The following is a 15,056-nucleotide window of genomic DNA, read 5'->3' on the forward strand; positions in this document are numbered from 1 at the left end:
CTCTCGTTGACCCGGGCTGAAGGAGAACGGGAAATGACGAGCGCGCGATTTGTCTCGTTTTCGTTTGCCGACAGGCGCCGCCTTTGCTACGGGCCTCACGGTAGCGTTCGCGCGTGCAACATTGCTTTCGACCGCAGGTCGCGCTTGGATGCCAGCGGGTCTTGGGGGATCAGGACATGCGTATTCCGGGAATCGTAGCGTTATGCGCTGCGAACTAGCCAATGCCGACCGAGACGATTATGCGCGCTGGATCGCCGCAGCGTTCCTTCTGTACGGCGTATTGTCAACCGCACTACTGGCGATCGTTATGCCGCCGTTTCAGGTTCCGGATGAGCCTGCACACTTTATGAGGGCGGCGCAGATCGCGCGCGGCGAGCTCATCGGAATGCGATTTCCGACGACGGCGGCGGACGGATCTCCGCAGATGACGGCCGGTGGCCAACTCGACAGCGCGTTGGTGGGAACCATCACCCCATTCACCAAATCGATGCCAGCTCATCCTGAGGTCCGCGCTTCCCGCACGATGTGGGAGCCCGCCGTCCGCTGGTCCAACGATCTTGCGTTGTGCGCCTTTCCCAATTCGGTGATTTATCCGCCATTCTTCTATGCTCCTTCCGCAATCGGCATTCTGGCAGGGCGCGCAGCCGGGCTTTCTATCGTGCATACCCTCATTGTTTCGCGCATGCTGACCGGATCGGCGGCAGTAGTGCTAGGAGCCATAGCAATCGCGATCTCGGGAGGCGCGGCTGCATGGATCTTCGCAATTCTGACGCTACCGATGTCGTTGTCGCTGATTGCCTCTGTGTCGTCCGATGCGCTTTGCCTGGGATGCGGGGCAATGGCGGCGGCCTTGTTGATGCGATGCTTGCGACGCTGGACCGAGCAATCCGGTAAACTGCTGATAGCTTTGACAGCAATGCTTGGACTGATGGCGATGTCGCGACCGCCATACGCGGCACTGGCTCTATTGCCACTGGCGTTGACCAAGGCACCCTGGCGATGGCGAATTGTTTCGGCGGTTGCGGTCGCAGCATGTGGGACGATATGGTGGGCGATCGCCGCTGCCACGACATTCACTGGGTTCGGCGATATCGTTGATGCTAATCCAGCCGAGCAATTGGTTCGGCTCCAGCAAGACCCTCTGCTGGCGGTTCGTGTGATTTGGACTTCGCTGGTTCAATACGGGAACAGTTACGGCATTGAGTTTGTTGGCCAACTTGGCTGGCTCGATACGGGATTGCCAATCGCGTATCACAAGGCCGCAAGAGCGATGCTGGGGTTGGCTGCCGTTACGGCAGCACTTGGCATTACCGGGGGGCGGATCAGCGTTGCGAGCCGATTGCTTATCGTGGCGGGGCTACTGCTTTCGACCGTCGGAATCTTTCTGAGCATGTATCTCGGCTGGACCAAGCCCGGCGCCGCCATTGTGGCTGGGGTACAGGGCCGCTATTTCCTCCCCTTGGCCCCCGCAGTTGCAGCGCTGCTGCCAGCGCTTGGCACCGCGGGGTTCAGGAATTTGAATCGAGCGCTGTTGATCGTGGTTGTGGCATTTCCTGTGATATCTCTGGGAGTCGTCATGCACGCAATCGTGCTGCGCTACTATCTTGGGTGATCGCACTGTCATGACTCAGGGAGACAGCAATCTCCAACCTGCGCGGGGTTGCGGGGGTTAATTTGGCCGAACCGATTGTCCGCCCGTATGTTTGGGCTCGGGTGTCCAACGGTCAGGCGATTCTTGCTGGTACGATGCAGAACTAGATCGGGGGACCAGCAATGGCTGACGACGCGCCCAATCAACCCAAAGAGGTCGCGGCAGCCGAACCGATTTTCACTTTCGCGAGGTTCTTTGAGAAGGTGTCGCCGTCCAAAAACGTGAATGTGTCGGACGTTTGTACGCCTTCGATTGAAGTCCCTCGCTGGAAGGTGCTCTGCGCATCGTTGGTTTTAACCGCGTTCGGCGCCGACCTTTGGACTATTTCTCGCTACGGGAGCGCAACGCCAAATTGGGACGAATGGGGCGGGCTGGCCACCGAACTTTTTGTTCCATATTTCGACTCGACATTATCGTTGCAGCAGATGTTCGCGGTACATGTCGAGCATCGGATCTTTACAACGCGTGTCGTCTCGCTGGCGTTGATCGCTGCCAACGGAATATGGGATCCAATTTTACAGATGATTGTAAACGCTGCGATTCACGTGGCGTTGGGTGTGTGCATTTTGGCGATGTTCCGCAAATATCTCGATCACCGCGCGTTCATAGCAGTTACAATATTCATCACCCTATTGGTGGCCATACCCTACGCTTCGGAAAGCCTTTTGCTGGATTTTAATACACATTTCTACTGCGTCCTGTTGTTCGGGTTGATCGCTCTTAATTTAGTTGTGCGGGAATCCGGATTTACTGTTCTTCGATTGCTCGGACTGGTGGCTGCGACGCTTTCCTTTTTGTCGCTGGCGTCGGGAGCATTCGTTTTTGCGGTATGTGCAATTGTCGTGATCGGCAAACGTCTTCTCGGAGTTGAAAACGGCTGGCGAGAAATAGCAGTCGAATTTTTGCTGATCGCATGTTTTGTGTTTGCTTTAGCAGTCACTCCGATTAGCCTGAGCTCGCAAGTTATCGGGGCCCACTCTTTCCAGGAATTCATCGGCGCCTTCCTAACCAAGGCTGGCTGGCCACTTTCAGGCAATATCCTGGGAGCTACTTTCGTGAATCTTCCATGGCTGATACTTGTCTGGCGTATCCTGAGGCGGCCGCCGTCCAGCGCGAGCGTGTGTTGGGCCGTATTTGCAATAGGGCTTTGGAATGGACTGCAATTCGCTTCTCTCGCCTACGGTCGGGCCGGAGCCACAATTCCCGGTTCCCGCTATCTGGATATTTGCATATTCGGTTTGATGATCAATTTTGCCTACGCTGCTGTTGCGAGCGACACACTACGCAAGAAACTCCTGCTTGCAGGCTGGGTTGCGGTCATTTCCGCCGGGTTAGTCTACCGCGCTATGAACATTCCGGGAGAACTGGAGCAGCGACATCACTTGGGCGTCCTGCATGAAAACAACGTCAGGGCTTTCCTAGCTACCGGAAGCTTTTTGCCCGGAGCGAGCCCGTTCGATTTTAGCCTGCCATTTCCTGACCCCAGGCTGCTCGCAGAACTTTTGTCGGACAAGAGAGTACAGCGCTTCCTCCCGAGTAACGTGCAAGACGCAATTATTGAAAATTCCGGCGCGGCTCAACCGTCGGCGAGGCGAGATCGATTGGGTAGCGTTCGTGATTCGTTATTGCGCGCCGGGCCTTTTCTTTTCCTAACCGGCCTGGTGTTATGGTTCGCGGTGCTCTTCCGGTCCGCGCTTAATCGTCGAACCGTGCATGGTCATTAAATCGCACTATCTCTGCGCGTTTTCTGTCACTTAGGGTTGGAAACGAGACGAATCCGCCATACTGGCAAGGGCCCGATTTGGGTTTGTTGGCGCACAAACTCAACGTTTGGAAGCGCGCTACGGTAAGCAGCTTCGATAGGTTCTGGCACAATGAGAAAGATAGCCGCGCCTGGCGGCAAGGTTGCAAGCGCTGCGGCCGTCGGTAGCCCATCCATCGCTCGACCCTCGGGGATTCCGCGGTGAACGAAGGAGCCGTTTACGATCCAGCAGCCGGTCAGCATTTCTGCGTAGTCCAATGGACGATATCGTTGCATGGTCATGAAATCGCCGAGGAAGGTTGTACTTTGTGTGATCAGGAAGCATGGTGCTGCAGCGGTCAATACATCGCGCACGTTTGTCAGGTCGGCCCGCTCCACAGGTTGCGCGCGGTATGCGCGAGCAATCTGCGCAAAGTCAGCGCTTGCAAACAGAACGCCCAGAACTGCTATGCCGCCAAGCGCCCCGTACGCCACTTTTGTCCCGCGCTCATCACTACGAGCGTAACAAGCGACCGCGCAAAGGGCGGAAAGTATCAGAGCAGCCTGCGGAAAGATCAGGTACCAGCGGGTAAAGTCGTCCGTGATTCCGATGTTTATGACCCCGGTGCCAAAGGCAATTCCAATGAGCCACATAATGCCAAAGACGCCGGCCATTCGCGCAACGGCGAATGAGCGCTCATCAGATTTGCGCTGCAAATACACCGTTGCCAGAGGCAGCAGCATGCAACCGAGGAGAAAGAGCCCCCGATAGGGTGAGGGCAAGACGGAAGGCATCATCACACTATTATGAAAAATGAATAGCAGCTGGTCATACCTATCCAGCAGGACATGCGCCATGCGCCACAGCCCATTAACCGGGTCGGGCCATCCGAAGCTACCGGCGCGTGGATCGTTGAGGGCCTCTCGCATCAGCAGTACGAATATTCCGAGCGATATTAACCCGGTGAGTGCCAGCCGTAGCGCGTCCATCCAGTCTTTCCGCTCACGCGGAAAGTGGATGAGAAAGTAAGCGACAAAGAACGTCGCGACCATGTAAAATGCGGAATAGTAGATAAGGATTGCACCTACCAAAGCCGCAATAGCGAACGGAACGCCGATATTCGTACGTGTCGAGATCAGCAGTAGCCCGGCCAGAAATGGAAAAATAGCTCCAGCCAGGACCTGCGCATTTTTCCCAATTTGCAGCGTGAAGGTAGCCGTGCGTTCCAACCCGAAAACGGCGATGTAGGACAGCAGAAGCATCAGCCAGGCTGGCAACGACACGTGGAAAACGCGCTGAGCCATCCAGACCCAACCGACCGGAAGTAACAGCACCAGAATAATCGTTCCGACCTTAAAGACGAACAGCGACGACAGTGGGGTCAACAGTCTGCTGATCGCAGAAAACAGGATCGGATATCCGGGCGGATATGTGAATCCATGATCTCCCGGCTGATAAATCTCCATTGTCGTACTGTGCGAGAGCAAGCCGTTGGCGAGAGTTGGTATAATGATTGGATCGTGGCCGACCAACACATAGCCAGGCGCGGTGACGACAAACAATACCGTTCCAGCAAATCCTGTGATGAGAAGACCTGATGAGATAGTGTAGCGGTCCAGCCTTGCGAGGATGGCTGGCGGCGGCAAGACCCAACGCAGGAAACACCAAGCTATCGGACTAGCTCCGGCAAAGGCGAGCAAGTGTCGTCCGTGAACGAAGCCAAGTCGCGACATGGCAAAGAACAACAAAACATAGATTAAAGCGAAAAAAGGGATTGCCAGAAACAGCCGTTCTAGCTGAGAAATACCGGCGTTAGTCGTCATCATGAGTTTGTTCCATTGATTCCGCTATTCCGAAAATAGTCGCCCGTATTGATCATAATCTAACGCGATAACCGGAATCTAACGCGATGACCGGGCTATTGCCAAGTGCGGGCCCTAATGAGAAATTACGACATGTGCCGAGTCTGATTTAGTGGATTGGTCGACGATCATGTTAACCCTTTGTGCTATGAAAGCCGATCAAATATGAATTTCCAGACGGCTAGCTTTGGAAAAGAACGTCTGTTGGCGCTCGACCTGCTGCGAACCGTCGCCGCACTGATCGTAGCTGTGGGGCATAGCGGCGCTCTCTTCCCCAGATATTCTGACATCACCTATACGATGTGCGTTGCCTTCTTTTTTGTTCTGTCAGGCTTTGTTATTTCACACGCATATGGAGATGAAATCTCCCACGAGCAATTGACACTTCGGAATTATGCAGCACTCAGATTTGCGCGGCTCTATCCTCTACATTTCCTGACGGCTGTCGTTGTGGTCATCTTGTATTTTGCCGGACGACGGGCAACAGGGATTTCCCTGCTTTGGATTTTCGAGAACCTGACTGTCAGCCAATCCCTGATCACCTATGGCTGGTCGCTGAACCTGCCGGCATGGAGTATCGGGCCGGAAGTGTGGGGCAGTTTTCTGATCTTCGCACTTTACTCATTCCGGGGGCCGATGCACTTTTCGCTGATCTGCACAACGGCAGCAGTATTTCTTTTTTTCGAGTTTAGCGCTGGATTTCTTCAGTCAATAACCGAGCGGTATTTGATCGGGCTCGGATGCTTCTTATTAGGCTTTGCCGCTCACCGGGGTGTTATTGATATTATCGCATCTCGGATACCCTCATCGATCGGATGGGGCCTGGCTGCCACGGCATTCGCAGCAACAATTTTCTGTCCATATTCAATTGCGCGAACACCACCCGCAGAACTCGGTTTCTACGCGCTATTCACTTTGACGGTTGCAGTACTGGCCCGCGTTCGGATGGCTGGATTGATGGCTGACGTCGCAAATGCGTCGGGCAATATTTCATACGGCGTCTACCTGTGGCATTGGCCTCTGTTGCTTGTCTTCCGTCCTTTTTCGCACCTTGGCTTGGCCGTCTTCGTGACGGTTCTGATCGCGATATCGTGGATCAGTTACGTCGCGTTTGAGAGACCAGCCAAACGATATTTCCGGCGCTTGCTCAGCACCCCTCGGGGAGGGCTGCGGAATGAGCCGGCCCTCAATGAAATTGCTTCATAGGTATCTGGTCCGCACGCTTCGTTGCGTATCTCTCCGAGCAACGCTCCCGAAGCGAGGCTCTGGCTCATCAGGGTTAGAAGGCGCAGAAATCGGGCGACATTGGCACCCCTAGTTCCTTACGCATGAGCTTTGCGATCTTCGCGGTCCTCTCCTTTCGCATTTCCAGGACCTCTTTCTCCGCTGCCGGTCCCCTCTGCCGCCTGATCGCAGCGGGCGATTCGTGCTTTAATGCGGCCCAAGCGGTTGGCAATGGCTATCTCAGATCGTAAACTGTCTACGTGGAACAAGGTGAACTATTCAGAATGGGCGGACGAATTGGAAATATTCAGGCCTTGCGATGCATTGCAGCCTTTGTGGTATTCGCAATCCATTTAATTGCTACTCCGAGAAGCATCGGGCTGTTTTCACCCATTGACCGGTCGAGCTCGCAACGGGGCGTTGCCGGCGGAAACCCGATTGTTCCTCCGGTTTCTGTGCCGGGCTAGGTCAATGTGGGAGGAGGAATGAGGGTATTGGTCACCGGGGGTTGCGGCTACATTGGCCGCTACGTGGTTTCGGAATTACTGCGGATCGGCCATCACGTCACCGTAGCGCAGCGACGCCTTGAGGGCGTGCCCGCCGGCGCGGAGGGCGTTTCATTCGACATTTTTGCGCTCGACCGAGGGTCATTCGACCGGCTTGGCCGGCCGGAAGTCTGCGTCAATCTGGCCTGGGAAGATGGTTTCGATCACAACAGCGCAAAGCATCTGGACAATGTCGGCGGGCACGTGAGATTCATCAGGTTTCTGGTCGAGGCCGGCATCAAGCAGATTGTCGGTGTCGGGTCCGTTCACGAAGTCGGATTTTATGAAGGGATGGTGAACGAACGGACGGCGACAAATCCCGCCCACGCCTATGCGATTGCCAAGAATTTTCTTCGGCAGGTTCAGAAGCTGCTCTGCAATCAGCGCGGCATCGTCAGCCAATGGGCTCGATGTCACTACGTCGTCGGCGATGACCGCCGCACCAACTCGGTGTTCAAGAAATTGCTGGAAGCCGAGGATCAGGGAAAACTGGCGTTCGATTTCAATAGCGGCGAGATGCTGAGGGATTTCATCGATGTCGGCAGTCTGGGCCGCCAGATCGCTATCGTCGCCTCGCAAACGGCAGTCGCTGGAACCATCGATTGTTGCTCGGGCAAACCGGTCTCCTTGAGGTCCAGAGTCACGAGTTTCATCGCGGATCACCAATTGAAGATCGTGCCGATGTGGGGAAATCTTCCCGCAAGGCCATACGACTCCTCCGCCATTTGGGGTGATCCCTCGCGATTTGCCGAAGCCGCGCGGGCTCTCGGTCCCTTATCCAGCGTGGCCGTATAGATGCTAGTCGGGACGGCGCCGGAAAGATTGGGAATTGCCTTCTTTTTTGACGAGGACGGGATCGTCGACGACTACTTTGTGCATCTGCTCGCATCGCTTCGCCCATTCTGCAAAAAGATTCTGCTGGTCTCCAATGGTCCTCTGCTTGAGGAGTCCGAGGCAAAGGTTGCCGCGGTCGTCGATGAATTGATCGTGAGGGACAACAAGGGATTTGACGTCGGCGCATACAAGGAAGCCCTCATGGCCGTCGGGTGGGATGCGCTGGGCGCGTTCGACGAAGTCTTGCTGTTCAATCATACCTTCTATGGTCCGCTGTTCCCCTTCACCGAGCTGTTCAATGAGATGGACGGCCGGGATTGCGATTTCTGGGGGATTACCGCCCACAAGAAGGTGGTACCCAATCCCTTGACGGGGAAAGGCGTGCTCGATTTTCACGTGCAGAGCCATTTCATCGCGGTCCGGAAATCGCTGGTCGCTTCGAAGTCTTTCCGCGATTACTGGATGGCTCGACCGAAGATCAAGAGCTATCTGAATTCGATCCTGAAGCACGAAATCATATTCACGAAACACTTCATGGACCTCGGTTATTCATGCGAGGTTTACCTCGACTCCGAGGAGCTCGATTCTATCCACCCGATTCTGGACGATATCGACGAGGCCGTCGCGAAGCGCTGCCCTATCATGAAACGGCGTTCGTTCTTTGCCGATCCGAGACAGGCAGAGGCAAAGTCGCGCGATCTGCCGCGGGCGCTCAGACTGATTGCGCAGACGTCCGACTATGATCCAGCTTTGATCTGGCGGAATATCGTCCGCACCTCAGAACCCCGCGTGCTCAATACCAACGCGGCATTGATGACGATCCTGCCGGATATACGGACCGGCAGCAAATCGGGGAGCTACGGACGGATTGCGGTCGTGGCGCACATTTATTACGTGGATATGACCGACGAGGTTCTGGACTGGGTATCGAATATTCCCGTCGAATTCGACCTGTTCGTGACCACGGATACCGAAGCCAAGAAACTGGCCATCGAGGCGATCCTGTCGGCGCGGAACTGGAAAGGTCTCGCTGCGATCAGGATCGTTGAAAGCAACCTTGGGCGAGACGTCAGCGCCATGCTGATTGCTTGCCGTGACGTCGTTTTGGACGGGACCTATGACTTCATTTGCCGGGTCCACTCCAAGAAAGTGCCGCAGTTGCAACGGAGTCGCGGGCGGCATTTCACGCTCCATCTGATCGAGAATCTGCTTCATAGTCCGGGCTATGTGGCCAACCTTCTCGATATGCTCATGGAGCGGCCATGGGTCGGCATGGCAATCGCTCCGATCGTTCACATCGGCTACCCGACACTTGGCAAGTCCTGGTTTGGCAATCGTGAGACCGTGGAGCGTGTCGCCGAAATGCTGGACCTTCGCGTGAAGCTGGACGTCATTACGCCGGTGGCCGCCTACGGGTCCATGTACTGGTTCCGGCCCGTTGCGCTGCAAAAGCTTTTTCGCCACCCCTGGAAATGGTCAGACTTCGAGGAGGACGAGAAAATAGGCTATGGCGATGGCGACCTGGCGCATGGTCTCGAGCGAATACTGGCGTACGTCGCCCAGGATGCCCGGTATACAGTGCAGCATGTCATGTGCGCGCATTCCGCGGAGCAAAACTACACGATGCTCGAATGGAAGGCATCGGAAGTCAGCATGCTTGAACGGGCGCTAAAGCGTATGAGGAATTCAATAAGCTGGCGGCTCACCCGTCCCTTCAGGTTAGTGAAGGATCTCGTCAAGTGGATTCTCGGCATTCAATCCGAGTAACCGGGGTTGAGGCGGTCGAGCTTGCGGAGCAGCGGCGGCCACACCAGGTTGGTCGAACGCAGTTCGGCGCGATCGGGATTCGAGAACATCGTCTCGTTCTTCTCGACCACGGCCTTTTCGATCGGATAGGCGGTCGGGCCCAGCATGCGGGTGCGCACCTGCATGGTGCAGGCCCGCTCCAGATGGTACATCCGCTCGAAGGCGGAGGCGACCGAGCGGCCGACCGTCAGCGTGCCGTGATTGCGCAGCAGCATGTGGTTCTTGTTGCCGAGATCCTTCTGCAGGCGCGGGCGCTCGTCGTGATCCAGCGCCACGCCTTCGTAATCGTGATAGGCGAGGTCGTGGGTGACGAAATGCGCGGTCTGGTTCATCGGCAGCAGGCCTTCCATGCAGCTCGCTACCGCAGTGCCGTCGGGCGTATGCAGATGCAGCACGCAGCCGGCATCTTCGCGCACTTCGTGGATCGCCGAATGGATCGTGAAGCCGGCGGGGTTGATGCTGTATTCGCTCTTGGTGAGCTGGTTGCCGTCGAGGTCGACCTTGACCAGGCTTGACGCGGTGATTTCGTCGAACATCAGCCCGTAGGGATTGATCAGGAAATGGTGCTCCGGTCCCGGCACCCGCGCGGAGATGTGGGTGTCGACCAGATCGTCCCAGCCATAATGCGCGACCAGGCGATAGCAGGCCGCCAGATTAACCCGCTGGTTCCACTCCGCGTCCGTCATTTCCGATCGCACTTGTTTCAGGCGCGCTTCTGCTGGTGACATGACCGGTTTCTCCCGTATGGACCGTTGATTTTCGCGGCAAGATTAGCCCTGCGCGTGCCTCCGGGCAAGGCGCGGGGCCGGCGTGGCAGTCATGCTCTTGCAACGATCAGCTTTAAGGCGCCGGAATGGCCAGCAGGCTGGAAATGCTGCGTCCACGGATGTCGTAGACGCGCGCGAACACGACGTCGTCGCGCTTGATCTCCACCATCACCGGCGCGGTCAGGCCCTTGCAGTAGAACTCGCCGAGCGTCATCGCGAAGTCGGCGGCATGGCTATCCCAGCCGATGGTGAAGTCGGGGCCGAGCGCCACCTGCGCGGGACGCTGCGGACCGCACACCGCGACTTTCCACTTGCGTCCGTGCGGCGGCGTTTCCTTCTTTTCGGCGATCTCCTCGCGCAGGCCGTCGGAGGCCTGCTTCAGCGCAAGGCCCCAGTAGTCCAGCATATAGAGATCGTCGGCGCCGCGAACCGTGCCGGCGATGTGATTGAAGTGGGTGTACTGGTAAGGGTGCAGACGGATCATTTCGCTGAGCGGCAGCAGCAGGCCGAACGTCAGGACGGCCACCGCCGCAGGCTGCCAGCTACGGTGATTTTCCTTCAGCCAGTTCATTCCCCATGCGAAGGCTACGCCCGCGAGCGCCGTCATCGGCGGAATCACAAAGATGAAATGTCTGATGCCGTTGTAAAGTGCGGGCCGCTTCATCATCGCAACGGCCAGCGGCAGCGTCGCTGCGAGCGTCAGCATCAGCAGGATAGTCTTGCGGCGGCTCGATACATCGGTGCGCGTCAGCGACAATAACGTGCCCAGCACGCCGGCGATGGCAAGAGCGAGCAGCACCTCGGGAAGCTGCAGTGCGAACAAGGTCGGCAAATACGACCAGGGCATGTCCGGCACCGATACCAGCGCGCCATCGAACATCTCCTTCCACGGTTTCTCGAAGAAGTGCGAGAAATAGGTCAGGGCCCGAAATGGATTGGCCGGCTCCATGATCGACCACGGCCAGATCAGCCCCATGATGAGGTAACCGAGGATCAGCCCGGGCAGCAGCAGATGGATGACGTGCAGGAATCGCCTGACCGCTTCGCGCGCGCTGTGGCTGCGAATTTCTTCGAAGAACAGCGGCATAAAGCCGATCAGGGCATAGATCAGCGCGAACCCGCCGAGGATGCGTGAGCCGATCGACAGCCCGGCGCCGAGACCCACGATCAGGATGGTCCGCGGCGAAGGGGAGGGATATTCCTCGGCCAGGCGAACCAGGCCCAGCATCAGGATCACCATCGCAACGGCGAACGGCGCATCCTTCGGATTCATGAACATATGGCCGTAGAAGGTCGGGCATAACGCCAGCAGCAGCAATGCCACGAGTCCAGCCAACGGGCCGCCGGCGCGCCGGCCGAGCCGCCATGTCACCGCCAGACCGATCATGCCGACGATGGCGCCGAGCAGGCGGCGGGTTTCGAACAGTTCGAGCGGGATGACCTTGTGCAACAGTGCGGCGGCCATGTCGAAGCCGCCGCCGTACATATAGAGATTGGCGAACGACAGCGCGCCGGTATCCTTGAAGCCGGAACCGTACATGCGCAGCAAGAGATCGGCATATTCGGCGTGGGTGTAGTCGTCCCAGCCCAACCCATAATCGCGAAACGTCAGGCTTGCGATCAGCCCGACCGCGCCCAGCACGATGACGGCGAGGTCATCGCAAGTCCGCTCCACCGAGCGCCGCGCGGGCGTATCGATGGCCGAAGTGGTGATGGATGACATGCTAAAGGTAACCTGGTGTCCCTAGGGCCCAACTTTGGCGCTTGCGGGCCTCATTCCCCGGCATCCATATAGCGCAGTTCCCGCGGCAAGTAATTGGGAATTGTGGCGTAATTTCCCTGATGCAATGCAACAATCGCCTGAAGGTAAAGATTCTCGATGCCTGGAGATCGGGGGCGGTCGGACCTATCGCCGCGTCGATGCCATCGAGAAGTTGATTGCGGGAACGCCATCCACAATTCCCGGTTGGCGATGCACACAATATGACGGTATCGTGGCAGAGGCGGCTGGGGGTGAATTCGATGATGCTTGCGTTGTTAATTGCCGGAATAGCCGTGCTGCTGGCCGGCCTTCTCGCCGCTGTTTTCGGGTTCCTGATAGACCTTAGCTTCGGCAATACCCTGATCACCTCGGGCGCGATCACGGCAAGCACCGGAATGATCCTGCTCGGTCTGTGGATGGTGGTTCGGGAGTTGAAGAATATCGTGCGGCTGCTCGGCACGGGCGCTGCCGCGACATCGCGTTCGCGAACCGCGTCACAACCGGCTGGCCCGCCGCGCGATCTTGCCCCGGCGAAGGATGAATTCCTGTTCGACCGCGCTCAGCCGGCCGGCGAAAACACCGGCAATGCAGACCCGGCAGCGTCCCCATCCGCGCCCCCGCCCTGGCAGCAGGAGGCTGCGGCGCGCGATCGCGGACGCCATGAAGCGCCGGCGGTGGCGGAACCTGAGCCCACCGTCAAACCGCGGCGCAACCTTTTGTTCTCGTCGTCATCGCGCAAGGAACGCGAGCGCGCGCAGGCGCGAACGGCCGAGCCGTCCGCGATGGATCCGATGCCGGCCGCGCCGCCACCCGAGCCGAGCGCGCCGCCACCGGCGAGCTTCGATGATGCCTGGCCGCAATCGGAACGCTCGAAGGGCGCCGATGTGCCGCAGCGGCGCAGCGCCCGCGCCCCATCGACCTTCGCCGAGGCAAATCCCGGCGTTGTCCCGCCGGATTCCTCTCCGCCGGTCATGCGGGCCGCGCGAAACGAGGAGCAACCGCCGGTGACGGTTCTCAAATCGGGCGTGGTGGATGGAATGGCCTATTCGCTGTATTCCGACGGTTCGATCGAGGCACAAATGCCCGAGGGCATGATGCGGTTTGCCTCCATCGACGAACTGCGTTCGCACCTCGACCAGCGTCCGTGAGGGCTCTACTTGCCGCCAACGGCTGAGAAAAATAAAGCGCCGTCGTTCTTGTCACGCCGACAGCAATCCGCTCATATTCCCCAAGTAATGGACGATGCCGGAAGCGTATTGGCGCTCCCGGATACTGTCCGGTCCACAGGATTTTTTCGTGAAAGGTTCAGGCCATGAACGAGGCTGCCGGCAAGAGTTTCATCGACCTGACCGCCAACATCGTGTCGGCCTATCTCAGCAATAATCCGACGCCGGCTGCAGAAATCCCCAACCTGATCAGCCAGATTCACGCGGCCTTGCTGCGGGTCTCCTCGGGCCGGAGCGATACGACGCCGGAACCCGCCAAGCCTGCGGTTTCCGTCAAGAAATCGATGACGCCCGATTATCTGGTGTGTCTCGAGGACGGCAAGCGTTTCAAATCGCTGAAGCGGCATCTGCGCACGCAATACGGCATGACGCCGGAACAATACCGCGACAAATGGGGCCTTCCGGTCGATTATCCGATGGTGGCGCCGAATTATGCGGTGGCGCGTTCGCAACTGGCCAAGAAGATGGGGCTCGGCCAGCAACGGCGGCGGAAAAAGTAGTTCAGGACGCCGCGGCCAGCGCCTCGCGCGCGTCGGCGCGAATGCGCTCGACCATGGCGCGCAGGCCGTTGGAGCGCTGCGGCGTCAAATGCTCGCGAAATCCGAATTCGTCGAATACCGCGATGGCGTCGGTTGAAAGAATTTGCTGCGGGGTGTGGCCGGAATAGAGCGTCAGCAGGATCGCGATCAGCCCGCGCACGATATGCGCGTCGCTGTCGCCGAGATACTTCAGCACCGGCTCAGCGCCGCCGCTGCGGTCGATCTGTTTTTCGAGCCAAACCTGGCTGACGCAGCCCTGCACCTTGTTGGCGGCAGAATGCCCGGCTTCCGGCATCGGCTCGAGCGTGCGGCCGAGTTCGATGACATACCGGTAGCGGTCGTCCCAATCGTCCAGCAGCGCAAAATTATCCCTGATTTCGTCGATCGTCATCGCGTCCCGTGCTCGATCCCAAACCCATATATAGGGTCGCGGCAGATCGAAAGCGATATCGCCGGTGGAAAATGGGAAACGGTTCCGGGCCCAATCGCCGTCACGGGGCCGACGGGGCGCGCCATTCCGTGAGCAGGTCGTCCGGCGTCAGGGTGTCGCGCGGCGCCATTTCCGCCGGGGTCGCGTCCGCGTTCGCGATTTCGCCGATCGAGCCGGTACGGTCGGGCGCGCGCTTGTCGGTGATGATCTGATAGAGTTTGCGCGCGCCGTCCTGGGCGCGATGGGTGAGGATGTTCGCGGCCTGGCCGCCAACCTCGCACGCAGCCGGCTGGCGCTTGCAGAATTGACTCATGTCCGACACCGCGGCCGACGCGGCTGACACGGCTTCGGAGGCGCCCAGTTGCGGCAGCTTGTCCGATTCAGGCGTCTTGTCACGGGGCAACAGCACGAGCACCAGCCCGAGCCAGAACGCCATGCGAAGCAGAAAAAACATCTCGCGAACCCGACCGTCCGTTTTGATTCCGTTGCGAACGATCCCGCGAACCGCCGCGGTGATCCCGCAATCATTCCCTGACTAACAGCCGTCGATAAATCGCAAGTGTTTGCATTGAGGTTAAACCGTCGAAAACTTGCCGAAAATCCGATTGATTCGATTCGGTGTAAATTTTCGATTGATGCGGCTTTTACCAGCGTTATTGGCGCAGCAG

12 protein-coding genes are annotated in these 15,056 nt (G+C 58.0%); 7 read left to right on the forward strand and 5 right to left on the reverse strand.

Annotation, left to right across the window (positions count from 1 at the left end):
* The first annotated feature begins 148 nt into the window (after positions 1 to 148).
* Complete coding sequence (locus E7813_RS03270) at positions 149 to 1,612, forward strand: DUF2142 domain-containing protein (protein ID WP_291570842.1); 1,464 nt, start codon at positions 149 to 151, stop codon at positions 1,610 to 1,612.
* 161 nt (positions 1,613 to 1,773) lie between these two features.
* Positions 1,774 to 3,375: a hypothetical protein gene (locus tag E7813_RS03275; protein WP_291570844.1), complete on the forward strand. Its 1,602-nt coding sequence runs from the start codon at positions 1,774 to 1,776 to the stop codon at positions 3,373 to 3,375.
* Between the two features lie 26 nt (positions 3,376 to 3,401).
* Here E7813_RS03275 and E7813_RS03280 read toward each other — a convergent pair whose 3' ends face one another.
* A complete protein-coding gene (locus tag E7813_RS03280) occupies positions 3,402 to 5,219 on the reverse strand; it encodes a hypothetical protein (protein WP_291570846.1) in 1,818 nt (605 codons plus the stop codon).
* 201 nt (positions 5,220 to 5,420) lie between these two features.
* Between E7813_RS03280 and E7813_RS03285 the strand changes: the two genes are divergently transcribed.
* The 3 genes from E7813_RS03285 (at position 5,421) to E7813_RS03295 (ending at position 9,625) form a co-directional block, all read left to right on the forward strand.
* A complete protein-coding gene (locus E7813_RS03285; RefSeq protein WP_291570848.1) occupies positions 5,421 to 6,461 on the forward strand; it encodes an acyltransferase in 1,041 nt (346 codons plus the stop codon).
* Positions 6,462 to 6,964: 503 nt separating this feature from the next.
* The gene (locus tag E7813_RS03290) at positions 6,965 to 7,819 is read left to right on the forward strand and encodes an NAD(P)-dependent oxidoreductase (protein WP_291570850.1); all 855 of its coding nucleotides are present in this window, start codon (positions 6,965 to 6,967) and stop codon (positions 7,817 to 7,819) included.
* Between the two features lie 27 nt (positions 7,820 to 7,846).
* Positions 7,847 to 9,625 carry a rhamnan synthesis F family protein gene (locus E7813_RS03295; protein ID WP_291570852.1) on the forward strand — a complete coding sequence of 593 codons (1,779 nt, stop codon included), beginning with the start codon at positions 7,847 to 7,849 and terminating at the stop codon, positions 9,623 to 9,625.
* Here the strand turns inward: E7813_RS03295 and E7813_RS03300 are convergent.
* Positions 9,613 to 10,392 (reverse strand): class II aldolase/adducin family protein, encoded by a 780-nt coding sequence (locus E7813_RS03300; RefSeq protein WP_291570854.1) that lies wholly within the window; start codon positions 10,390 to 10,392, stop codon positions 9,613 to 9,615. The genes E7813_RS03295 and E7813_RS03300 overlap by 13 nt on opposite strands.
* A gap of 112 nt (positions 10,393 to 10,504) precedes the next feature.
* Positions 10,505 to 12,154 (reverse strand): glycosyltransferase family 39 protein, encoded by a 1,650-nt coding sequence (locus E7813_RS03305; protein WP_291570856.1) that lies wholly within the window; start codon positions 12,152 to 12,154, stop codon positions 10,505 to 10,507.
* 299 nt (positions 12,155 to 12,453) lie between these two features.
* Here E7813_RS03305 and E7813_RS03310 point away from each other — a divergent pair, with 299 nt between their 5' ends.
* The gene (locus E7813_RS03310) at positions 12,454 to 13,341 is read left to right on the forward strand and encodes a DUF308 domain-containing protein (RefSeq protein WP_291570858.1); all 888 of its coding nucleotides are present in this window, start codon (positions 12,454 to 12,456) and stop codon (positions 13,339 to 13,341) included.
* Between the two features lie 164 nt (positions 13,342 to 13,505).
* On the forward strand, positions 13,506 to 13,919 hold the full coding sequence (locus tag E7813_RS03315) for a MucR family transcriptional regulator (RefSeq protein WP_291570860.1): 414 nt from the start codon (positions 13,506 to 13,508) through the stop codon (positions 13,917 to 13,919).
* A gap of 1 nt (position 13,920) precedes the next feature.
* On the opposite strand, the gene E7813_RS03320 is transcribed toward E7813_RS03315, so the two are convergent.
* Complete coding sequence (locus E7813_RS03320) at positions 13,921 to 14,349, reverse strand: SufE family protein (protein ID WP_291570862.1); 429 nt, start codon at positions 14,347 to 14,349, stop codon at positions 13,921 to 13,923.
* 100 nt (positions 14,350 to 14,449) lie between these two features.
* Complete coding sequence (locus tag E7813_RS03325) at positions 14,450 to 14,842, reverse strand: DUF5330 domain-containing protein (protein ID WP_291570864.1); 393 nt, start codon at positions 14,840 to 14,842, stop codon at positions 14,450 to 14,452.
* Positions 14,843 to 15,056: the final 214 nt, after the last annotated feature.

This window comes from Bradyrhizobium sp., assembly GCF_004799405.1.
Lineage (GTDB): Bacteria > Pseudomonadota > Alphaproteobacteria > Rhizobiales > Xanthobacteraceae > Bradyrhizobium.